The following is an 18,661-nucleotide window of genomic DNA, read 5'->3' as shown; positions in this document are numbered from 1 at the left end:
GGTTACACCTGCTCCAGCTCGACCAGCGCGCCGTTAAAGTCTTTGGGGTGCAGGAAAATCACCGGCTTGCCGTGGGCACCGATCTTGGGCTCACCGTTGCCCAGAACACGCGCGCCGCTTTCCTTCAGGCGATCCCGCGCCGCGATGATGTCTTCGACCTCATAGCAGATGTGGTGGATGCCACCGGCAGGGTTCTTTTCCAGAAAACCGTTGATCGGGCTATCGTCCCCCAGCGGGTAAAGCAGTTCGATCTTGGTATTGGGCAGTTCGATAAAGATCACGGTGACGCCGTGGTCGGGTTCATCCTGCGCGGGACCAACATTCGCACCCAAAGCGTTGCGGTATTGATCCGCAGCGGCCTCAAGGTCCGGCACGGCGATGGCTACGTGGTTTAGGCGACCGATCATCATTCTTCTCCCTCAAATCAACATTTGACCCGGTTTATGGGCTGCCGCTGCCGCAAGAGCAATGCGTCACGTTAACACCGTATTAGCGAAGCGCGCCTAACCATAGGTCACCCACAAAGCATAACGGAGGAATCATGGATACGCTTGAACATCAGGCCCAAAGCCTGCCCGCCCCCACGGCCGACCGCCCGCTTTTGGGCCTTACGGTTCTGGTGATCGAAGACAGCCGCTTTGCCTGCGAGGCGATGCGCCTGCTCTGTCTCCGCTCTGGCGCGCGGATCAGACGGGCCGACAGCCTGCGCGCGGCGCGGCGGCATTTGCAGGTCTACCGCCCGTCGATCGTGATTGCCGATCTGGGGCTACCAGACGGAAACGGCATTGATCTGATTGCGGAACTGGCACAATCGCAGCCCCGCGTGGATGCGTTGCTGGCGATTTCGGGGGACACCCACCTGGCGGCGGATGCGCTGGCCGCAGGGGCAGACCGTTTCATGAGCAAACCGTTGCAGTCTTTGTCACAGTTTCAACAGGTCGTGCTGGCCGCCCTGCCCCAGCATCACCGTCCGCTGGGGCTGTCCGTGCTTGCCGATGAAACGATCACGCCCGACACTATCGCGTTGCAGGATGACATGGCGCATATGGATGACGTTCTGTCCGGCCCCTGTACGCCTCAGACGCTGGAATATGTCGCGCAGTTTCTGACCGGCGTGGCGCGCAGTGCGCGGGACGCAGCACTGGAACAGGCGGCGACAGCGCTGGCAGCACGCAGCACCTTGGGCCTGCCGGCGATAGAGGAACAACGGGTGATCCGATCGGTCTTGCGCCAACGCCTGATGCGGCAAATCGCGATCTAGTCGCGGGTCACGTCAGCGGGTCACTGGACACCCGCACGAGGCTGGTCAGATCGCCCAACCGTTCGCGCTGCTTACCCTCTGCGTCAAAGTTTGCAGGGGAAAGCCACGCCTCGAAGGCTTCGCGCAGGCCCGGCCATTCGGCGTCAATCGCCGCAAACCAAGCCGTATCGCGGTTGCGCCCTTTGACGACAGCCGCCTGCCGGAAGATGCCTTCGTAGCTGAAGCCCAAGCGTTGCGCGGCACGGCGTGACGGCATGTTCAGCGCGTTACACTTCCATTCATACCGACGGTATCCCGCCTCGAACGCCCATTTCATCATCAGATACATGGCATCCGTCGCCGCCCGCGTGCGCTGCAACGCGGGCCCAAAGGTGATTGACCCGACCTCTATCGATCCGGCCTCTGGCGCGATGCGCAGATAGCTTGCCACCCCTTCGATATGCCCTGTCTCTAGGTTCTTGATCGCATAGAATAGCGGGTCGTCCTTGGTTTCGACCTCGCGCCCCCAGCGGTGAAACTGGGCAGAGGATGAGAACGGCCCGTCATACATATAATGCCACAGGTGATCCTGCCCTTCAAAGGCGCGGAACAGCAGGGCGGCATGGGCCTCGGCGTTCAGCGGTTCAAGCTGGGCGTAGCGGCCCGTCATTACCGTCCGCGGCGGGCGCGGCGGGACGGAAAAATCTGCAACAGGGGCACCAAGTGGGCCGGGGGGCTGGTCATCTTGTTTCATGCGCTTACGTTAAGGCCAAGCGCTGTCAGCGCCAAGACCCGAATGTCATATGACATCACCCAAACTGGAGCGCAGAAAAGTCCTGTTTTTGCCACAAACGCCTGCGAGGCTGATGCCATCCGCAACCACCAAGCCACCCACGTCACCCATCCCAAGGGGCACATCATGTTCACCAAACTGCGCCGCATCTACGCCAAGGAAACCAGTTTCGACTGGACCGTCTTTGCGGCAAATGTAGTGGGTGTGGCGATCGTGGCACTGGCTTTTGCCCATGCGCGCGACTTTGGCGCGCAGACCGTGGTAGAGGTTGCGCAAGCCGGTTTCTGACCTTTGGGCGCAGGCCGGCCTGACATAGACCACCACCCCGACACCAACGCGATTCCATCGCGTTCAAACGAAAAAGCCCGCCTTTGGCATATCCAAGGCGGGCTTTTCTATGGGTATGTTGCAGGGCTTAGTCCTGCGGGATGACCCGCAGACCCAGTTCCATCAACTGGTCCGACTGTGGTTCGCTTGGCGCGTTCATCATCAGGTCTTCGGCACGCTGGTTCATCGGGAAGAGGATCACCTCGCGGATGTTCGCCTCTTCCGCCAGCAACATGACGATCCGGTCGATACCGGCGGCACAACCACCGTGGGGCGGGGCACCGTATTGGAACGCGTTCACCATGCCGCCGAACCGCTTCTCGACTTCTTCCTTGCCGTAGCCTGCGATCTCGAACGCCTTGAACATGATCTCTGGCTTGTGGTTCCGGATGGCGCCAGACACCAGTTCGTAGCCGTTGCACGCAAGGTCATACTGATAGCCAAGCACCTCAAGCGGATCGCCCATCAGCGCGTCCATCCCACCCTGTGGCATAGAGAACGGGTTGTGTTCAAAGTCGATCTTGCCGGTTTCTTCGTCTTTCTCGTAGATCGGGAAATCGACGATCCAGGCAAAGGCGAAACGGTTTTCATCCGTCAGCCCCAATTCGGCACCGATAACGTTACGGGCACGGCCCGCGACGCCTTCGAAGGACTTGGGCTTGCCGCCAAGGAAGAACGCCGCATCGCCCACGTCCAGACCCAATTGCTGGCGGATCGCCTCGGTACGCTCTGGCCCGATGTTCTTGGCCAGTGGGCCCGCTGCTTCCATGCCGCCTTCGACCTCACCGGCTTTCAGCTTGGCTTGGGCTTCTTTCACCGTGATGCCCAGTTCCTGTGCCACGCTGTCGGCGGTTTTCTCGCGCCAGAAGATATAGCCCATGCCGGGCAGCCCTTCTTTTTGCGCAAAGGCGTTCATGCGGTCGCAGAACTTGCGGCTGCCGCCTGTGGGCGCGGGAATGGCGCGGATTTCGGTGCCCTCCTGTTCCAGCAGTTTCGCGAAGATCGCAAAGCCGGAGTCGCGGAAATGGTCGGACACGACCTGCATCTTGATCGGGTTGCGCAGGTCAGGCTTGTCAGAGCCATACCACAGCGCCGCGTCTTTATAAGAGATTTGCGGCCATTCCTGATCCACAGCCTTGCCGCCGCCGAATTCTTCGAAAATGCCGGTCAGCACGGGCTGGATGGTGTCGAACACGTCTTGCTGTTCGACAAAGGACATCTCGAGGTCGAGCTGGTAGAAATCGGTGGGCGACCGGTCAGCGCGCGGATCTTCGTCGCGGAAACACGGCGCGATCTGGAAATACTTGTCAAAACCGGACACCATCAGCAGCTGTTTGAACTGCTGCGGGGCCTGCGGCAACGCGTAGAACTTGCCCGGGTGCAGACGCGACGGCACGAGGAAGTCGCGCGCGCCTTCGGGGGAAGACGCGGTGATGATCGGCGTCTGGAATTCTTTGAAGTTCTGGTCCCACATGCGCTTGCGGATCGACGACACAACATCGGACCGCAGCACCATGTTGTCCTGCATTTTTTCGCGACGCAGGTCGAGGTAGCGATAGCGCAGGCGGGTTTCCTCGGGATATTCCTGATCGCCAAAAACCTGCAAAGGCAGCTCTTTCGCAGGCCCCAGCACTTCGATGTCGCGCACGAAAACTTCGATCTCGCCGGTGGGGATCTTGGTGTTGACCAGATCGGCGTCGCGGGCCTTTACCTCGCCATCGATGCGGATACACCATTCGGACCGCACCTTTTCCACCTCGGCAAAGACGGGGGAATCAGGGTCGCACAGCACTTGGGTCATGCCGTAGTGGTCGCGCAGGTCGATAAACAGGATACCACCGTGGTCGCGCACACGGTGCACCCACCCGGACAGGCGAACCTTGTCGCCAACGTTTTCCTTGCTCAGATCGGCGCATGTATGGCTGCGATATGCGTGCATGACGGGTCCCTTTCGAGGGCTAGAATTGTTCGGGGCAGGTACACCGTTTGGGGCCGCGGAAGTCAAGAGTTTCCCGTAAAAACGGCACAAACCGCGGGTAAAACCCCCGCGTCAAACCGTGGGGCTGAAAATAGATGGGCCGCCTGCTCCTCCCAAAGCAGACGGCCCTTCCCGCGCGACGTTGATGATCCTCTTACAGGACCAATACATCAAGCGGCGGAAACCCGTTAAAGCCGACCGAACTGTACGAGCTTGTGTAAGCGCCGCAGTTCTTGATCATGACTTTGTCACCGTCCCTTAGGTCAAGTGGAAGGTCAACCGGATTTTTTTCATAAAGCACATCGGCACTGTCGCAGGACGGGCCGGCAAGCACACAGGGGCCGACGGGCTTGCCGTCATGCGGGGTCACAAACTGATAGCGGATCGCCTCGCCCTCGGTTTCGGCCAGACCGGAAAAACGACCGATATCCAGATACACCCACCGGCGCGCCGCCTCTGCCGATTTGCGCGACACCAGCAACACTTCGGCCGCGATATGCCCTGCCTCTGCGACCATGCCGCGGCCCGGCTCTGCCATCAGGACCGGAATCTCGCCAAAGCGCTCTTTGACAGCGGCAACGACTGCGGCGGCATAGCCGCGCGGCGCATCCACCGGATCACCGTGATAGGCAGGAAAACCGCCGCCGATGTTAAGCAGTTGCAGGTCGTGCCCTGCTTCTTTCGCGGCGTGCCATAGCGGGGCGACCTGATCCAAAACGGGGTGCCAGTATTCGGCGCGACGGGTTTGCGAACCGACGTGAAACGACAGACCATAAGGCACGAGACCCACGGATTTGGTGTACTCCAGCAGGCTTGGCAGCAGCGAGCCCGCGCAGCCGAACTTGCGGGTCAGCGGCCAGTCCGCCATGGAATTCTCGACGATCAGACGGATATAGACGCGCGCGCCGGGGGCGTGCTCTGCGATTTTGTCGAGCTCTGCCTCGCAGTCGGCGGCGAACATGGTCACACCGATGGAATGGGCAAAGGCGATGTCAACGCCGCGTTTGATGGTGTTGCCGAAAGAGATTTTCGCAGGATCCGCCCCTTGGGACAGACACAGCTCGATCTCCTGACGCGACGCCGCATCAAAGCCAGAGCCGCGTTCGACCAGCATACGAATGATCTCGGGGGCGGGGTTCGCCTTTACCGCATAGTGGATTCGCGCATCGCCCAGACCGGCTTGCAGCGCGTCGTATTGTACACCCACACGGGCGCGGCTGACGACGAGAGTCGGTTTGTCGAAGCTGTTGTTCCAGATGTAATCAGCCGCTTCGTCATAGTTCGATGCTGCGGATGTGTTCACGGTGGCGGTAGCTGTGGCGTTCATGGTCATCTCCAAAGAGCAAGGAAGGGCGGGAGTACCCTAACATGTCGTTTCAAGAGACGTTACCGTCGCTGCATAGGCGCGGGGTCAATCCGCGGACAGACGGACCGGCCAGAGGCGCGTGCGTTGGCGTCTGTAAGCGCGCATTTACGCTGTTTTCAGATTCGCGCAAGTGGCAAAATACTTGATACGACAATTCGTTTTTCAAGGAGGCACGCAAAGCGCTGCGTACCGGTGAGCGGTGACGGATCGGGGCTATTTTTCCCAATCCGTGCCGATGGCTTCGCGGTCCTTTTCGCGTTCTTCGGCTGCCATTTCCCGCACCTCGGCGCGCTCTTCGGCGTCGCTTTGTTCGGGCGTGGAATTCGACTGTGGTTCCCCTGTCAGGGCAAGCGAGAACAGGATCGGGAAGTGGTCGGACCCTATATTGGGCAAGCGCGACATGCGGATCAGGCGGAACTCTGCATCATGGAACAGGTGGTCAAGGGGCCAGCGCATGACGGCAATACCCGCATGGAATGTGTTATAGAACCCACGTCCGACCCGTGGGTCCAGCAATCCCGACAGCCGCTGAAACCGACGGGTGGTGGTGGACCAGGCCACGTCGTTCAGATCACCTGTCACGATCGCGGGCAGATCGTCCTTGCTGGCTTCGATGCCGACCAACGCGATCTCTCCGTCGCGGCCCTTGGTGTCGTGATAGGGCACGGGCGGTTCGGGGTGCACGATATACAAACGCCACATCCGCCCTGACGGCATCGCGACCTTGGTCCGGATCGACGGCACATCATCAACCAGCAGGTCCCGCACCTGCGTCTCTGACGGCTCCATCTTGGACATCATGACCACGCCATAGGAGTTATCCTTGGGCACTTTCACCCAATGGGGGTACTGGTCTTTCAGCGCGTCATAAAGCGCATCGACCCAGTCTGGGTCCACCTCAAGCGCGGCGGCGATATCGGGGTCTTCGGTGCGGATCAGGTCGATCAGACGCTGATACTGGCGATTGGATTGTTTCACGTTTGACGCAAGGATGGTGACACGGTTTTCGGCGTCAGCGGCCTGTGCCTCGGTCGCATCCACGGATTGGCGCGGCCAGAGCGGCGTGAATTTCAGGATGTAGCCCGTGTGGATCGCCGCAATCACAGCGAGGATCGCCAGCGCCGGATTGCGATGGTCAGGTTCAAGAAACACCAGCGCCACGGCAGCCAGCGCCACGGTCAACACAAACAGCTGCTCACGGGGGAATGCCATCCCCCGGATCGCGCCGTGCGGTATCTTGCTAAAGGGAAGCACGCTGATCGCAGCAACGAGTGCGACAACGCCCCAAAACAGACCGAGTAGTATCGTCGCCAGCATGCATGCCCCCTACGTCAAAAAAAGGGGCGCAGAGCGGTTGCCCTGCACCCCTAGCTCAACACGAGGTTAAGCGGATTTGTTCCGAAGCCGCCAGAAGCGCGGAACCGGATTACTTGTCCTCGTCTTCATCCGCGTCGGAACCGCCCTCTGGCAGCTTGAAGAAACTGTCGGCGTCAGAATAGTCGCCGTGGTCTTTTTCTTCGTCATCCGCAGGGTTGCCGGACAGGGTGAACGTTTCCAGACCTTCGATAGAAGTCGGCATCTTCGGTTCCGTATCCATGCCAAGCGATTGTTCGGTGCTGACCAGACGGCGGCGTTCGTCATCGGTCATCAAGCCACCTTCGGCGGCTTTCTTGGCAGCGGCTTTCTGGACGGCGGCGTCCAGTTCGGACTGTTTGCACAGCCCCAAAGCCACGGGATCGATCGGTTGGATGTTCGCAATGTTCCAGTGCGTCCGCTCGCGGATCGCCTGAATGGTTGGCTTGGTGGTGCCGACCAGCTTGCTGACCTGACCGTCGGAGAGTTCGGGGTGGAACTTGACCAGCCAGTAGATCGACGCGGGGCGGTCCTGACGTTTGGACAGCGGCGTATAGCGCGGGCCGCGACGTTTCTCTTCGCCTTGGGCAGACGCGTTGAACTTGAGCTTGAGCTTGTGCAGCGGGTTCGCCTGCCCTTTTTCGATCTCTTCTTCGGTCAGCTGGTTGTTGGCAATCGGGTCAAAGCCCTTCACGCCTTGCGCCACGTCGCCATCCGCGATGCCCTGCACTTCAAGCTCGTGCATTTCCACGAAATCCGCGATCTGTTTGAAGCTCAAGGTTGTGTTGTCCACCAGCCATACGGCAGTGGCGCGGGCCATAATCGGTTTTGCCATGTCGGTCTCTCCTTAAAACGCACTTTCCCCGTCGCCTGAAATAGGCTGTCCTGCGGGGCAGAACGGTTTCCATTGTGGGGGAACTTGAACGCCTTATACTCGGACCGGCAAAATAAGGAAAGACCTCAATGCGATTGCTGATCCTGTGCCTGTGTCTGTTGCTGGCCCCGATGCCCCGCCCCGTGGCGGCCAAGGGCGAAATTGCAGGGGAATTCGACTATTACGTGCTGGCGCTCAGCTGGTCGCCCAACTGGTGCGCGCTGGAAGGCGATGCGCGCGATTCCGCGCAATGCGACGCGCGCCACGACCACGGCTGGATCATGCACGGGCTTTGGCCGCAGCTGCATCGGGGGTTTCCCTCCTACTGCCGCACCGCCGAACGGCCCCCCACCCGTAGCATGACCGCCGCCATGGCTGACATTATGGGAACGCCCGGTCTGGCGTGGCATCAATGGAAGAAACACGGCAGTTGTACTGGCTTGTCTGCCAACGGATATTTCGATCTGTCGCGTCAGGCCTATGATGCCGTGACCCGCCCCGCGGTCTTTCGCAAGATCACGGGCGACATCCGCCTGCCCGCCTCGGTGGTGGAGGAAGCGTTTCTGAAAGCAAACCCGACGATGAAGGCCGATGGCGTTACCGTCACCTGCAAAAGCGGCTACATTCAAGAAGTGCGTCTATGCCTGTCAAAAACGCTGGAGCCGGTGCCTTGTGGGCGCGACGTGATCAAGGATTGCACGCTGGACGACGCGCTGTTTACCCCGATCAGATAAACCCCGCACTACGTGCGATCATTGCGGCGTCGGTGCGGTTGCGGGCGTCCAGCTTGCGGCACAGCGTTTTGACGTGCAGCTTGATCGTGACCTCTTGCAACTCTAGGTCGCGGGCGATTTCCTTGTTCGATTTCGCCTCCATCAAGCCGCGCAGAACCTGACGCTCCCGCTCTGACAGGGCCTTTTCAAAGTCGGTTTCTTCGGGATCGTCCTTGCCAGACATAAAGTTGACGGGCGCGTAAATCTCGCCCGCGGCCATAAAGCGGACCGCGTTGACCAGTGATTTCGCAGGCAGCGTCTTGGGCAGGAAACCGATCGCGCCCATGGCCAGCGCCTGTTCCGCGATCAACCGCGTTGCCGTGCCCGAAATCAGACCGACAGGCTTTTCCTCGTTGGCTTTCATGACCTTAGGCAGCGCCTCAAGCCCCTTCATGCCCGGCATCGTATAGTCGAGCAGCACCAGATCAAACGGCCCCTCTGCCTCTATCTTGGCCATCGCTTCGGGCAGGTCGCTTGCTGCAACCGTCTCTGTCCCGCCATCGGCGTCCAGAAACATTGCAATCGTTTCGCGGACCATATCGTGGTCGTCCGCAATCAGTATCCGTAATGCCATAAGTTCTTTCCTTCCCTCGCCACCACCTCAATGCTGCTTAAGTAGTCGTAGACCAACTTATGGGCGAATAATAGCACACATGAGGATAGGATAACTGTGTCGAATTTTTGACGGCTATACCTTCGTATAGTAAGAATACCCTTAATCTCAGTCGCTCTCCAAACGGCGTTAACCTAAGGTTGATGTACAAACACAGGGGAAGGATACCGAGTTATGACGTTTCAAGCTTTCACCAAGACAATCACCGCCGCACTGTGCGGTGCCGCATTGGCCACTGCTGTGAGTGCACAAGAAGATGCCGTTCTGACCGTCACGGCAGGCGGCATGGAACACACCTATACGATGGAGCAGCTGAAAGAACTGCCGTCGTCCAGCTTCGAGACCGAAACCATCTGGACCGAAGGCGCGCAGACCTTTCAGGGCGTATCGCTCAAGGATCTGATGGACACGCTGGACCTGACCGATGGTACGATCGAAGCAACCGCGATCAACGACTATGCGGTCGAAATCCCGATGGAGGATGCGGTGTCCGACGGGCCGATCATCGCCTACTCTAACAACGACAAAGAGATGTCGCGCCGCGGGAAAGGTCCGCTATGGATTGTCTATCCCTATGACAGCGACGTAAAGTACCAGACAGAGACGATCTATAGCCGTTCTATCTGGCAGTTGAACCGGCTGGCGATCAAGTAACCGCAAGGCATGTTTACCATGGCCGATTTGATGCAGGACGGCCCACAGCGCAACAGGGTAAGATATATTCTTGCCCTGGCGCTGATGGTCGGCATCCTGCTTGCCGGTTACCTGGCGTTCAACGTCTGGGACCGCGTGCGCGCCCTTGGCAGCGCGCAGCAGGATCATGCCGAATGGGTGTTCTCGCAGCTCGAAATCGACTTTCTCAAACTGGATGGTGCCGTTGAACAGGCGCGGTCCGGGGACGAAAACGATCTGGCGAACCTGCGCAAACGGTTCGACATCTTCTACAGCCGCACCGAAGTCGCCGAACGCGTACAGCAAAGCGGCGACCTGACCCGCGAAATCCAGAAGATACAAGCGGTTCTGGACACACTGATCCCCCTGATCGACGGCAGCGATGAGGCGCTCGCCGCCGGTGTGCCCGCCCTGTCGGAAGCGCTGGACACGGTCGAGGATATGCCGCGCAACATCGGGCTTGCCTCCATCTCCTTTGCCGCCAAAGCGGCAGAGGCCGAGCGCAAAGAAATTGCGCAGCTGATCGAGATCTTGCTGGTGATCGTGGTGACCGTGACCATTGCGCTGCTGGGGGCGATCCTCCGGCTGTCGCGCCAGACGATCACGCTCAATCGTGCCTCGCGCGAGGTCGAACGCAACCACTCGCAGCTTGAAACCATGCTACGCGCCTCGCTTGATGCGGTGATGGTGCTGTCGGTAGATGGCGAGATTATCGATTTCAACGGCTCTGCCGAAGAGGTCTTTAGCATCTCGCGTGATCATGCGCTTGGGCGCAGCTATATCGAACTGCTGGTCCCCCCTAAACTGCGCCATCGGCAACGGGATAACCTCGCCCATTTCAACGAGACCGGCAAAACGCGGCTGGCTGAAACCGGCCGTCACGAGACAGAGATGATCGACGGCACGGGCCGCATCTTCCCTGTCGAACTTTCCGTGTCGCTGGCGCGGTCAAACGACGCGCCGGTTTTCGTCACCTATATCCGCGACATCACCGACAAACTGCAAAAAGAGCAAGAGATCATCCGCGCCCGCGACGAGGCGCTGGATGCCTATCAGGAAAAATCGCGTTTCTTCGCGATGATGAGCCACGAGATGCGCACGCCGCTGAACGGCATCCTCTCCGCCATCCACTTGCTGCACGACGACAAGCTGGACGCCGAACAGCGCAAATACGTCGAAGCGGCGCTGAAATCCGGTGACATCCTGCTGGGCCATATCGACGACGTGCTAGCCATCGAACGCAGTGAGGCCGAAACCAACGACAACGAGTTGCAAGCCAGTGATATGGTCGCGCTGACCGCCGGCATGGTCAACACAATGACGCCACTGGCCAAGACATCGGACACGCGCCTGCATCTGGATCAAGACGGGCTGACCGACACGCCCATCCTGACAGACCCGCGCGCGATGCAGCAGATTCTGGTCAACCTCATCAGCAACGCGATCAAGTTCAGCCCCGACGACGATATTGTGCTTAGCGCGACCTATGACATGGAAACGGCCAATGCGCCGATGCTGCATATCGAAGTGGCAGACAATGGCCCCGGTATCCCGCCCGATGACCTCAAGCGGATTTTCGAGGATTACGTATCGCTCGACAGCCGCTACGAGCGGCGCACAGGGGGCACCGGTCTGGGGCTGGGCATCGTGCGGCGGCTGGTGCACCGTCTGGGCGGCACGATCACCTGCGTCTCGGAGGTTGGCAAAGGCGCGCGGTTTATCGTGCGACTGCCAGCAGACTTCGTGCAAACAGAAGCCCCGCAGCCCGTCGCCCAACCGCAACTTGATACCGAAGACACCCCCGCGATGAACCTGCTGGTCGTCGACGATAACGAGATCAACCGCGATCTGCTTAAGGCGATGCTGGGCCGTCTGGGTCACGAGGTCACCCTTGCCAGCAGCGGCCCCGAAGGCATTGATCGTGCGGCCGAACAGAGGTTTGACGCGATCCTGATGGATATTTCGATGCCGGGGATGAGCGGGCTACAGGCCACGCAAGTGATCCTTCAAGGTGGCGGGCCCAATGCCAATACCCCGATCATGGCCGTGACCGCCCACGCCCTGCCCAACGAACGCGCGGCCTTTACCGCGGGCGGGATGACCGGCTTTCTGCAAAAACCCATCAACACGCGCCGCCTGAAAACCGCGCTAAGCGAGCTTGTGATGCCCGCCGCTGAGGGTGCCTCTGATGCGACTGAAGCGACGCACGCCGAGCCGCAGCATCCGGTGCTGAACGCCAATCAGGTGAACGAATTGTTCGAACTGCTTGGTCCTGAAAAGCTTGCCGATCGCATTGGCAATCTGCGCCAACGTGTAGAGGGGCAATTGCCGCCCCTAGCCTCTGCCGAGGACCGCGACGATCTGCAACGCAAGACCCACGACCTTGCCGGGTTGTGCGGCATGTTCGGCGCAGAGCGTATGCACGCGCTGCTCGCCACCATCGAACAGGACTGCAAACAGGGCGACGTAGATAAAGCCCGTGATCAGGTCGCCAAAGTGCCCGCGGCATGGGCCGAAACCCTTGATGCATGGGAGGCGCGCCTGTCGGCGTAACGCCCCGTGAACGACAAGGGGCACCCTGATATCAGAGCGCCCCTTGCCAGATCTCACTGCCCGCCGCTTAGGCGTTGGCGTCAACCTTCAACACGATCTTGCCGATATGGCCGCTTGTTTCCATGCGGGCGTGCGCCTCGCTCGCGTCCTCGAACGCGTATTCGCTGTCCATCACCGGTGCGATCTTGCCCGCGTCCAGCAGTGGCCAGACCTTCTCGCGCAGCTCTTCGGCGATCTTGGCCTTGGCCAGTTCGCTTTGCGGACGCAGGGTGCTGCCGGTCATCGTCAGACGGCGTGTCATCAGCGTGGCAAAGTTCACTTCTACCTTCGGCCCGCTGAGGAAGGCGATCTGCACAAGACGGCCGTCTTCGGCCAGCGCTTGCAGGTTGCGCGGGATGTAGTCGCCGCCGACCATATCAAGGATCAGGTCTGCCCCGCCCTCGGCTTTCAGCACATCAACGAAATCCGAGTCACGGTAGTTGATCGCGGCCTCGGCCCCGAGTTTGGCGCAGGCGTCGCATTTGCTGTCGGTCCCTGCCGTGGCAAAAACCCGTGCGCCGAATTCGCGCGCCAGCTGGATCGCTGTCGTCCCGATGCCCGACGACCCGCCATGCACCAAGAACCGTTCGCCCGCTTTCAGGCCACCGCGCATGAACACATTGGACCAGACGGTGAAGAATGTCTCGGGCAAGCAGGCGGCTTGCTTCATGTCCATGCCCTTGGGCACCGGCAGACAATGGGCCGCAGGCGTCGCGACATATTCCGCATAGCCGCCACCGGGCAGCAGCGCGCAGACCTTGTCACCGACAGCCAGACCGCTGACGCCCTCGCCCACGGCGGACACCACGCCCGAGGCTTCAAGCCCGGGCAGATCGCTGGCAGTGGGGGGCGGCGCATACATGCCCGCGCGTTGCAGCGCATCGGGGCGGTTCACACCGGCATAGGCCACTTTGATCACCACTTGCCCGTGAGCCGGCTGCGGCATGGGGCGGTCGGTGGGTTGCAGCACTTCGGGTCCGCCGGCCTTGGTGATCTCTATCGCACGCATGGTTTCTGTCATCGACTACGTCTCCTCCGTAAATCAGTGTTGCCGCACCATAGGCACGGATTTCGGCACACACAATGCGAACTGACAGGCGTCAGGTCGCGGAGGGCCTCACATCAAAGCCCGCCACGGGCACGCAGGGCCTCGGCCACATGTTCGGCGTCGTCAATCGCCAGCACGGTAAACGGGATGATCATCCGCCAGCCGACCCGCTTGGTGGAACGCGCGCGCCATGACTGCGCCAGCAACTGGCCCTTTTGCGCCAGAACGGGGGTAAAGCGGATGACGAGGGCGATGCCCAGTTCGATCGCGCGGGTCTGGATGCCAAGGCGGCGGAGCGGCGTTGTCAGCCATGTCACCACAGCCACCATCTGTGCCAGCTTGGTCGTCATGGTCACCAGATTCGCCAGCGCCACCGCTGTCATCATCCGCAACGTCACGGTCGCACCCGCCATGATGTCACGGGTCACGATATGCCAGACCATGATCAGCACAACGAAGGGCAGCAGCATCCGCAAGCGCGCCAGCCCCACCTTGAAAAAGCGCCATCCCGGCAGCGCATAAAGCAGCAGGGTCACCGCCAAGGCCGCCGCCTGCAGCGCGGGGTGGGTCAGGCTGAATAGCCCCATCGTCGCCACGCAAAGCGCTGCCAGCTTTGCACCCGCAGGCCAACCGTGGGCGCGGGTCTCAACCGGGGAGGTGAGTGAAATCATCGCTTTCCCCGATCTCTTGCATCTGTGCCACAAAGGCTTGGGTCACCTGAGGCACCGCGCCGTCCTGCACGATCTGACCCTGATCGATCCAGATCATCCGGTCATAGGTCGCCAGATGCGCGGGGTCATGGGTGATGTGCACCAGATGCGCCTCTACCGCGTGCAGCACGCGCGTGAGATGCATCATCGTCGGGATATCAAGCCCCGCAAAAGGTTCATCAAGAATGATCAGGCGCGGCTGCATGGCAAGGATCGACATCAGACAGACCAGCTGCCGCTGCCCCTGAGATAGCTGATGGATCGCCGCCTTCGCCCAATGGCTGCGGTTAAAGCGGGCGAGGATATCCGCCGTTCTCTCTGCGGCCTCTTTTGGGGTGTGTTTCAGCTGGGTCAGGCCAAAGCTGATCTCTTCTTCCACCGTGGGGAAGATAATCTGGTGATCGGGGTTCTGGAACAGGATGCCGACCTGCCGCAAGGCCGCCTTGCGATCCTTGACCACATCCACCCCGTTGATCCGCAGCTTGCCCGACGACGGGGCCACCAGCCCCGCCAGCACCCGTGCCAGAGATGTCTTACCGGACCCGTTACGCCCGACAATACCAATCCGCCGCTCGGATGCCTGCAGTGTCACATCACATAGCACCGAGGTTCCTTCGGGGGTGTAGGAAACCTTGTCCAGATCGATCAGAAACGGGTGCATATGCGTGAGTACCAATAAGCCGCGCCCGCGCCGGATGCGGACGCCGCAGCACCTAGCAGGTCTGGTCTGGCGAGGAAAGCCAGCCTAGGGTCGCGGGCTGCCCCAGCTGCCCGGAAGATCACTGCGGTTCAGCCGCGAGGGGGCTTTCACGTGGGAAAGCAACCAGTTGGGCCCGGCCATCAACATGCTGAGCGTCGGGCTGCTGTTCACTTGCGCCTTGACCTTTTCGATCTGCATCACGTTCTCGATCCGCCGATCAAGGAAGGCCCATGTCTCTGCGTGGCCCTCGCTCGTATCGCCCAGCCAGAACAGCACGGTCGAGGAATAGACCGCGCTCAGCGTGGCGCGTTTGGTATACCAGTTCACGTCTTCGGACGTATCCCCCAAGGCAGCCCATATGGCATCCGCCGTCCCCCAGACCAGTTTGGCCCCCTCGGGCGCATATTGAGGCAGGGCAAACAGGGTTGTCCCACGACGCACGGCCTCTTTGTCCGTGGCGGCTTCAAGACGGAAGCGGACCATAGCAGCCACCTTGGCCGAGAATTTCATCTCGGTCATGTTTTCGGCCTTCATCCGATCGATCATCTGCTGATCGCCCCGTTTGTGATAGGCGACGGCCAGATCAACGGCACCGCGCGGACAGACAGCACGCGCGACGGTCGGGTCCATGCCGGTATCGCTGACCGCAGCCTTGAACGTCGCCTCTGACCAGCCGTCAAACGCGACATGCATCAGCGCGGCATCCAGCAGCTGTTCTTTCGGTGTCTGGGACGTGTTCGTCATAGCGGCCTCCTGAAGGGGTGATTGGCTTTGCTCTAGACAATATAGGTTTCGGTTGCTATATGGCCAGTTCCTGCAAATCCTTGCAACTTCAAACTAGAAAGGTGGTGAAAACCACATGCAGGTTAGTGTTCGCGATAACAACGTCGATCAAGCGCTGCGCGCCCTGAAGAAAAAACTTCAGCGCGAGGGTGTGTTTCGTGAAATGAAGCTTAAGCAGCATTTCGAGAAACCTTCCGAGAAAAAAGCACGCGAGAAAGCAGAAGCGATCCGCCGTAGCCGCAAACTGGCACGGAAGAAATTGCAGCGCGAAGGCATGATGTAAATCATCCAAGCGACGCATAAGAATACGAACCCCCGTTACCTTTCGGTGCCGGGGGTTTTCTTTTGTCTGCCGCTGCGCACGTGGTGACGCATGGGTACAGTAGACAGGACCCGGCGGCAGAGCGTATCGCAAAACGGCCAAAGACAGGACAGAGCATGACCCAGCCCACCTACCCCAGCGTTGCCCCGATCCACCGGCGGGCTGATCTGATCGTCCACCTTGTGGGGCTTGCGCTGATTCTGGGGGCTGGCGGCGCGTTGGTGATGAAATCGGCCACATCGCTGCAAACGGCGGTGACGGTCGCGGTGGTGGTCTATGTGCTTTGCGCGCTGGCATCAAACCTTGCATCCTGCGCCTACCACTTCGCGCCGTGGCATGACGCGCGCAAACTCATGCGGCGGATTGATCACGCGGCGATCTATCCCAGCATTGCGGGCACGTTTACGCCGTTCTTCGTGCAGGCCGGCACCACATGGACGATCACGCTGCTTTGTGTGTCATGGGGGCTGGCGCTGGTGGCGATGTACAAAAAAATCACCGATCCGCAGGTTCAGGGCAAATGGTCCACCGCATCCTATCTGGGGCTAGGCGCCATTGGCCTTTGCGCACTGCCCGACCTGACAGGGGTGCCGCTGGCAACACTCTGGTGCATCATCGGCGGGGCATTTGCCTATGTGATCGGCGTCGGCTTTTATGTGCGCCGGGCCATGCGCTTTCGCTATGCGACATGGCACGCATGGGTCAATATCGGCGGCATCGCGATGTTCGCGGGCATCTGGATGGCGCTGTTTCCGTCCGCGACTTAACCGACTGGCAGCGCTGTGGTGTTGCACACCGTGCGCAGCGCAAAGCTGGATTGCATCTGCCCCACACCGGGCAACCGCGCCAAATGCTGGCGATGGATGCGGGCGAAATCCTCGGTATTTTCGGCCACGACCTTAAGCAGGTAATCCGCGGCCCCCGCCATCAGGTGACATTCCAGCACATCGGGAATACGCGCAACCGCCTTTTCAAAGGCGTCCAGCACCTCGTCCGCTTGGCCTTGTAGGGTGATCTCGACAAACACCGTCGTGGGGACGCCCATCTTGCGCGGGTTCAGCAGGGCGACGTAATCGCGGATATACCCTTCGGCTTCCAGCCGCTGCACGCGCCGGTGACATGCCGACGGCGACAGATGTACCTTTTCCGACAGGTCAGAGTTCGACATCCGCCCGTTGCGTTGCAGGGCAGTAAGGATGCGGCGATCGATGTCGTCTAGACTCATGTGGCGCAATACTTTCGCGTGAAATGACCAATATGCAGCAGAGTATTCGAAGAGCAAGGGGGATAACGGCCCATAATCCGTGCCCAATTGCGTATCGAGGGGCGTACCGTAATTCAAATGCACCCTCAATAGGATGAACTCATGAAAATCGGTTGCCCCAAAGAAATCAAGCCACAGGAATTCCGCGTCGGCATGACCCCGAATGCCGCTTACGAGGCGGTGAACAAGGGACATGAGGTTGTTATCGAAGCAGGTGCCGGCATCGGCGCTGGTTTTGATGACGCCGCCTATACCGACGCAGGCGCGACGATCCTTGCCACCGCGCAAGAGGTCTTCGACAGCGCCGACATGATCGTCAAGGTCAAGGAACCCCAAGCGGCTGAACGCAAGATGCTGCGCGAAGGGCAGATCCTCTTCACCTATCTGCACCTCGCCCCCGATCCCGAACAGACCAAGGATCTTCTCGCTTCCGGGGCGACTTGTATCGCCTATGAAACCGTCACCGACCGCAATGGTGGCTTGCCGCTGCTTGCGCCAATGTCCGAAGTCGCGGGTCGTCTGGCCCCGCAGGTGGGCGCATGGACGCTGCAAAAAGCCAACGGCGGGCGCGGCGTGCTGATGGGCGGCGTCCCCGGCGTTGGTCCGGCGCGTGTGGTCGTGATCGGCGGCGGTGTTGTCGGCACCCACGCCGCACGTATTGCCGCCGGTATGGGCGCGGATGTCACCGTGCTTGACCGGTCCCTGCCCCGTCTGCGCTATCTGGATGACATCTATGGCGGCGTGTTCAACACCTCTTACGCCTCGGCGGGCAATACGATCGAACTGGCGCGCGAGGCCGATATGATCATCGGCGCCGTCCTGATCCCCGGGGCCGCCGCCCCCAAACTGATCAGCCGCGCGCAACTGTCCGAGCTCAAGCCCGGCGCGGCGCTGGTGGACGTGGCGATTGACCAAGGTGGCTGCTTTGAAACCTCGAAAGCGACCACCCACCAAGACCCCGTATACGACGTGGACGGCATCATGCACTACTGCGTTGCCAACATGCCCGGTGCCGTGGCGCGGACATCGACCATTGCGCTTGGCAACGCCACGATGCCGTTCATGCTGGCACTCGCGGATAAAGGCTGGAAGCAAGCCTGCGCCGACGATCCCCACCTCAAGGCAGGTCTGAACGTGCACGCAGGCCAGCTGACCTACGCCGCCGTGGCCGAAGCGCTCGGGATGGAGGCGATCACCGCCGATCAGGCCATCGCCGGTTAACCACCCCCTACGCACCACGCAAAAGGCCCGCA

The 18,661-nt window shown here is 60.4% G+C and carries 20 protein-coding genes; 8 read left to right on the top strand and 12 right to left on the bottom strand.

Features of this window, described 5'->3' with window-relative positions:
* Positions 1-2: 2 nt before the first annotated feature.
* Positions 3-407, bottom strand: a complete 405-nt coding sequence (gene mce, locus EE36_RS08345) for a methylmalonyl-CoA epimerase (RefSeq protein ID WP_005851258.1) — start codon at positions 405-407, stop codon at positions 3-5.
* A 134-nt stretch (positions 408-541) separates the two neighbouring features.
* Between mce and EE36_RS08340 the strand changes: the two genes are divergently transcribed.
* The gene (locus EE36_RS08340; RefSeq protein ID WP_005851256.1) at positions 542-1,261 is read left to right on the top strand and encodes a response regulator; all 720 of its coding nucleotides are present in this window, start codon (positions 542-544) and stop codon (positions 1,259-1,261) included.
* Positions 1,262-1,268: 7 nt separating this feature from the next.
* Here the strand turns inward: EE36_RS08340 and EE36_RS08335 are convergent, their stop codons facing one another.
* Positions 1,269-1,994, bottom strand: coding sequence for a GNAT family N-acetyltransferase (locus EE36_RS08335; protein WP_005851255.1), 726 nt, complete (start codon positions 1,992-1,994; stop codon positions 1,269-1,271).
* Positions 1,995-2,159: 165 nt separating this feature from the next.
* On the opposite strand from EE36_RS08335, the gene EE36_RS17695 reads away from it, so the two are divergent.
* Positions 2,160-2,321: a hypothetical protein gene (locus EE36_RS17695; protein WP_235602514.1), complete on the top strand. Its 162-nt coding sequence runs from the start codon at positions 2,160-2,162 to the stop codon at positions 2,319-2,321.
* A 127-nt stretch (positions 2,322-2,448) separates the two neighbouring features.
* Here EE36_RS17695 and aspS read toward each other — a convergent pair whose 3' ends face one another.
* From aspS to EE36_RS08310, 4 genes are all read right to left on the bottom strand, one after another.
* Positions 2,449-4,299, bottom strand: coding sequence for an aspartate--tRNA ligase (aspS, locus tag EE36_RS08325; RefSeq protein ID WP_005851251.1), 1,851 nt, complete (start codon positions 4,297-4,299; stop codon positions 2,449-2,451).
* Positions 4,300-4,492: 193 nt separating this feature from the next.
* Positions 4,493-5,671 carry a type III PLP-dependent enzyme gene (locus EE36_RS08320; RefSeq protein WP_005851249.1) on the bottom strand — a complete coding sequence of 393 codons (1,179 nt, stop codon included), beginning with the start codon at positions 5,669-5,671 and terminating at the stop codon, positions 4,493-4,495.
* 246 nt (positions 5,672-5,917) lie between these two features.
* Positions 5,918-7,021 carry an endonuclease/exonuclease/phosphatase family protein gene (locus EE36_RS08315; RefSeq protein WP_005851247.1) on the bottom strand — a complete coding sequence of 368 codons (1,104 nt, stop codon included), beginning with the start codon at positions 7,019-7,021 and terminating at the stop codon, positions 5,918-5,920.
* Between the two features lie 109 nt (positions 7,022-7,130).
* Positions 7,131-7,892: a DUF1013 domain-containing protein gene (locus tag EE36_RS08310; RefSeq protein WP_005851246.1), complete on the bottom strand. Its 762-nt coding sequence runs from the start codon at positions 7,890-7,892 to the stop codon at positions 7,131-7,133.
* Between the two features lie 128 nt (positions 7,893-8,020).
* Here EE36_RS08310 and EE36_RS08305 point away from each other — a divergent pair, with 128 nt between their 5' ends.
* Positions 8,021-8,665, top strand: coding sequence for a ribonuclease T2 (locus tag EE36_RS08305; RefSeq protein WP_005851244.1), 645 nt, complete (start codon positions 8,021-8,023; stop codon positions 8,663-8,665).
* On the opposite strand, the gene EE36_RS08300 is transcribed toward EE36_RS08305, so the two are convergent.
* Positions 8,658-9,278: a response regulator gene (locus tag EE36_RS08300; RefSeq protein ID WP_005851242.1), complete on the bottom strand. Its 621-nt coding sequence runs from the start codon at positions 9,276-9,278 to the stop codon at positions 8,658-8,660. The two genes, EE36_RS08305 and EE36_RS08300, sit on opposite strands and share 8 nt — an antisense overlap.
* Before the next feature lie 213 nt (positions 9,279-9,491).
* Here EE36_RS08300 and EE36_RS08295 point away from each other — a divergent pair, with 213 nt between their 5' ends.
* The gene (locus EE36_RS08295) at positions 9,492-9,971 is read left to right on the top strand and encodes a molybdopterin-dependent oxidoreductase (RefSeq protein WP_005851241.1); all 480 of its coding nucleotides are present in this window, start codon (positions 9,492-9,494) and stop codon (positions 9,969-9,971) included.
* 18 nt (positions 9,972-9,989) lie between these two features.
* Positions 9,990-12,542: an ATP-binding protein gene (locus EE36_RS08290; protein WP_005851239.1), complete on the top strand. Its 2,553-nt coding sequence runs from the start codon at positions 9,990-9,992 to the stop codon at positions 12,540-12,542.
* Between the two features lie 67 nt (positions 12,543-12,609).
* Here the strand turns inward: EE36_RS08290 and EE36_RS08285 are convergent, their stop codons facing one another.
* The 4 genes from EE36_RS08285 to EE36_RS08270 all read right to left on the bottom strand — a co-directional run bounded on the left by EE36_RS08285 (position 12,610) and on the right by EE36_RS08270 (position 15,783).
* Entirely contained in the window at positions 12,610-13,602 is a 993-nt protein-coding gene (locus tag EE36_RS08285; protein ID WP_005851238.1) for an NAD(P)H-quinone oxidoreductase, read from the bottom strand.
* A 101-nt stretch (positions 13,603-13,703) separates the two neighbouring features.
* Positions 13,704-14,300 (bottom strand): energy-coupling factor transporter transmembrane protein EcfT, encoded by a 597-nt coding sequence (locus EE36_RS08280; RefSeq protein ID WP_005851236.1) that lies wholly within the window; start codon positions 14,298-14,300, stop codon positions 13,704-13,706.
* The gene (locus EE36_RS08275; protein WP_005851234.1) at positions 14,275-15,000 is read right to left on the bottom strand and encodes an energy-coupling factor ABC transporter ATP-binding protein; all 726 of its coding nucleotides are present in this window, start codon (positions 14,998-15,000) and stop codon (positions 14,275-14,277) included. The genes EE36_RS08280 and EE36_RS08275 overlap by 26 nt, the downstream gene beginning before the upstream one ends.
* An 84-nt stretch (positions 15,001-15,084) precedes the next feature.
* A complete protein-coding gene (locus tag EE36_RS08270; protein ID WP_005851232.1) occupies positions 15,085-15,783 on the bottom strand; it encodes a COQ9 family protein in 699 nt (232 codons plus the stop codon).
* Positions 15,784-15,898: 115 nt separating this feature from the next.
* On the opposite strand from EE36_RS08270, the gene rpsU reads away from it, so the two are divergent.
* Together rpsU and EE36_RS08260 are read left to right on the top strand one after the other, a co-directional pair.
* A complete protein-coding gene (gene rpsU, locus EE36_RS08265; protein WP_005851231.1) occupies positions 15,899-16,105 on the top strand; it encodes a 30S ribosomal protein S21 in 207 nt (68 codons plus the stop codon).
* A gap of 155 nt (positions 16,106-16,260) precedes the next feature.
* Positions 16,261-16,911: a hemolysin III family protein gene (locus tag EE36_RS08260; RefSeq protein WP_005851229.1), complete on the top strand. Its 651-nt coding sequence runs from the start codon at positions 16,261-16,263 to the stop codon at positions 16,909-16,911.
* On the opposite strand, the gene EE36_RS08255 is transcribed toward EE36_RS08260, so the two are convergent.
* Positions 16,908-17,369 (bottom strand): Lrp/AsnC family transcriptional regulator, encoded by a 462-nt coding sequence (locus tag EE36_RS08255; RefSeq protein ID WP_005851227.1) that lies wholly within the window; start codon positions 17,367-17,369, stop codon positions 16,908-16,910. The genes EE36_RS08260 and EE36_RS08255 overlap by 4 nt on opposite strands.
* A 141-nt stretch (positions 17,370-17,510) precedes the next feature.
* On the opposite strand from EE36_RS08255, the gene ald reads away from it, so the two are divergent.
* Complete coding sequence (gene ald, locus EE36_RS08250) at positions 17,511-18,629, top strand: alanine dehydrogenase (RefSeq protein WP_005851225.1); 1,119 nt, start codon at positions 17,511-17,513, stop codon at positions 18,627-18,629.
* Positions 18,630-18,661: the final 32 nt, after the last annotated feature.

It is taken from the genome of Sulfitobacter sp. EE-36, assembly GCF_000152605.1.
Classification (GTDB): domain Bacteria; phylum Pseudomonadota; class Alphaproteobacteria; order Rhodobacterales; family Rhodobacteraceae; genus Sulfitobacter; species Sulfitobacter pontiacus.
Note: the sequence above shows the minus strand (reverse complement) of the source record. Positions and strands in the feature narration are given on the sequence as shown.

Bases quoted from the DNA above. Each gene is read 5' to 3' on its own strand.
- mce (WP_005851258.1), bottom strand. From the start codon at position 407: ATGATCGGTCGCCTAAACCACGTAGCCATCGCCGTGCCGGACCTTGAG.
- EE36_RS08305 (WP_005851244.1), top strand. From the start codon at position 8,021: ATGCGATTGCTGATCCTGTGCCTGTGTCTGTTGCTGGCCCCGATGCCC.
- aspS (WP_005851251.1), bottom strand. From the start codon at position 4,299: ATGCACGCATATCGCAGCCATACATGCGCCGATCTGAGCAAGGAAAAC.
- EE36_RS08290 (WP_005851239.1), top strand. From the start codon at position 9,990: ATGGCCGATTTGATGCAGGACGGCCCACAGCGCAACAGGGTAAGATAT.
- EE36_RS08315 (WP_005851247.1), bottom strand. From the start codon at position 7,021: ATGCTGGCGACGATACTACTCGGTCTGTTTTGGGGCGTTGTCGCACTC.
- EE36_RS08300 (WP_005851242.1), bottom strand. From the start codon at position 9,278: ATGGCATTACGGATACTGATTGCGGACGACCACGATATGGTCCGCGAA.
- EE36_RS08275 (WP_005851234.1), bottom strand. From the start codon at position 15,000: ATGCACCCGTTTCTGATCGATCTGGACAAGGTTTCCTACACCCCCGAA.
- EE36_RS08260 (WP_005851229.1), top strand. From the start codon at position 16,261: ATGACCCAGCCCACCTACCCCAGCGTTGCCCCGATCCACCGGCGGGCT.
- EE36_RS08320 (WP_005851249.1), bottom strand. From the start codon at position 5,671: ATGACCATGAACGCCACAGCTACCGCCACCGTGAACACATCCGCAGCA.
- EE36_RS08335 (WP_005851255.1), bottom strand. From the start codon at position 1,994: ATGAAACAAGATGACCAGCCCCCCGGCCCACTTGGTGCCCCTGTTGCA.
- EE36_RS08280 (WP_005851236.1), bottom strand. From the start codon at position 14,300: ATGATTTCACTCACCTCCCCGGTTGAGACCCGCGCCCACGGTTGGCCT.
- EE36_RS08340 (WP_005851256.1), top strand. From the start codon at position 542: ATGGATACGCTTGAACATCAGGCCCAAAGCCTGCCCGCCCCCACGGCC.
- EE36_RS08295 (WP_005851241.1), top strand. From the start codon at position 9,492: ATGACGTTTCAAGCTTTCACCAAGACAATCACCGCCGCACTGTGCGGT.
- EE36_RS08310 (WP_005851246.1), bottom strand. From the start codon at position 7,892: ATGGCAAAACCGATTATGGCCCGCGCCACTGCCGTATGGCTGGTGGAC.
- ald (WP_005851225.1), top strand. From the start codon at position 17,511: ATGAAAATCGGTTGCCCCAAAGAAATCAAGCCACAGGAATTCCGCGTC.
- EE36_RS08255 (WP_005851227.1), bottom strand. From the start codon at position 17,369: ATGAGTCTAGACGACATCGATCGCCGCATCCTTACTGCCCTGCAACGC.
- EE36_RS08270 (WP_005851232.1), bottom strand. From the start codon at position 15,783: ATGACGAACACGTCCCAGACACCGAAAGAACAGCTGCTGGATGCCGCG.
- EE36_RS08285 (WP_005851238.1), bottom strand. From the start codon at position 13,602: ATGACAGAAACCATGCGTGCGATAGAGATCACCAAGGCCGGCGGACCC.
- rpsU (WP_005851231.1), top strand. From the start codon at position 15,899: ATGCAGGTTAGTGTTCGCGATAACAACGTCGATCAAGCGCTGCGCGCC.
- EE36_RS17695 (WP_235602514.1), top strand. From the start codon at position 2,160: ATGTTCACCAAACTGCGCCGCATCTACGCCAAGGAAACCAGTTTCGAC.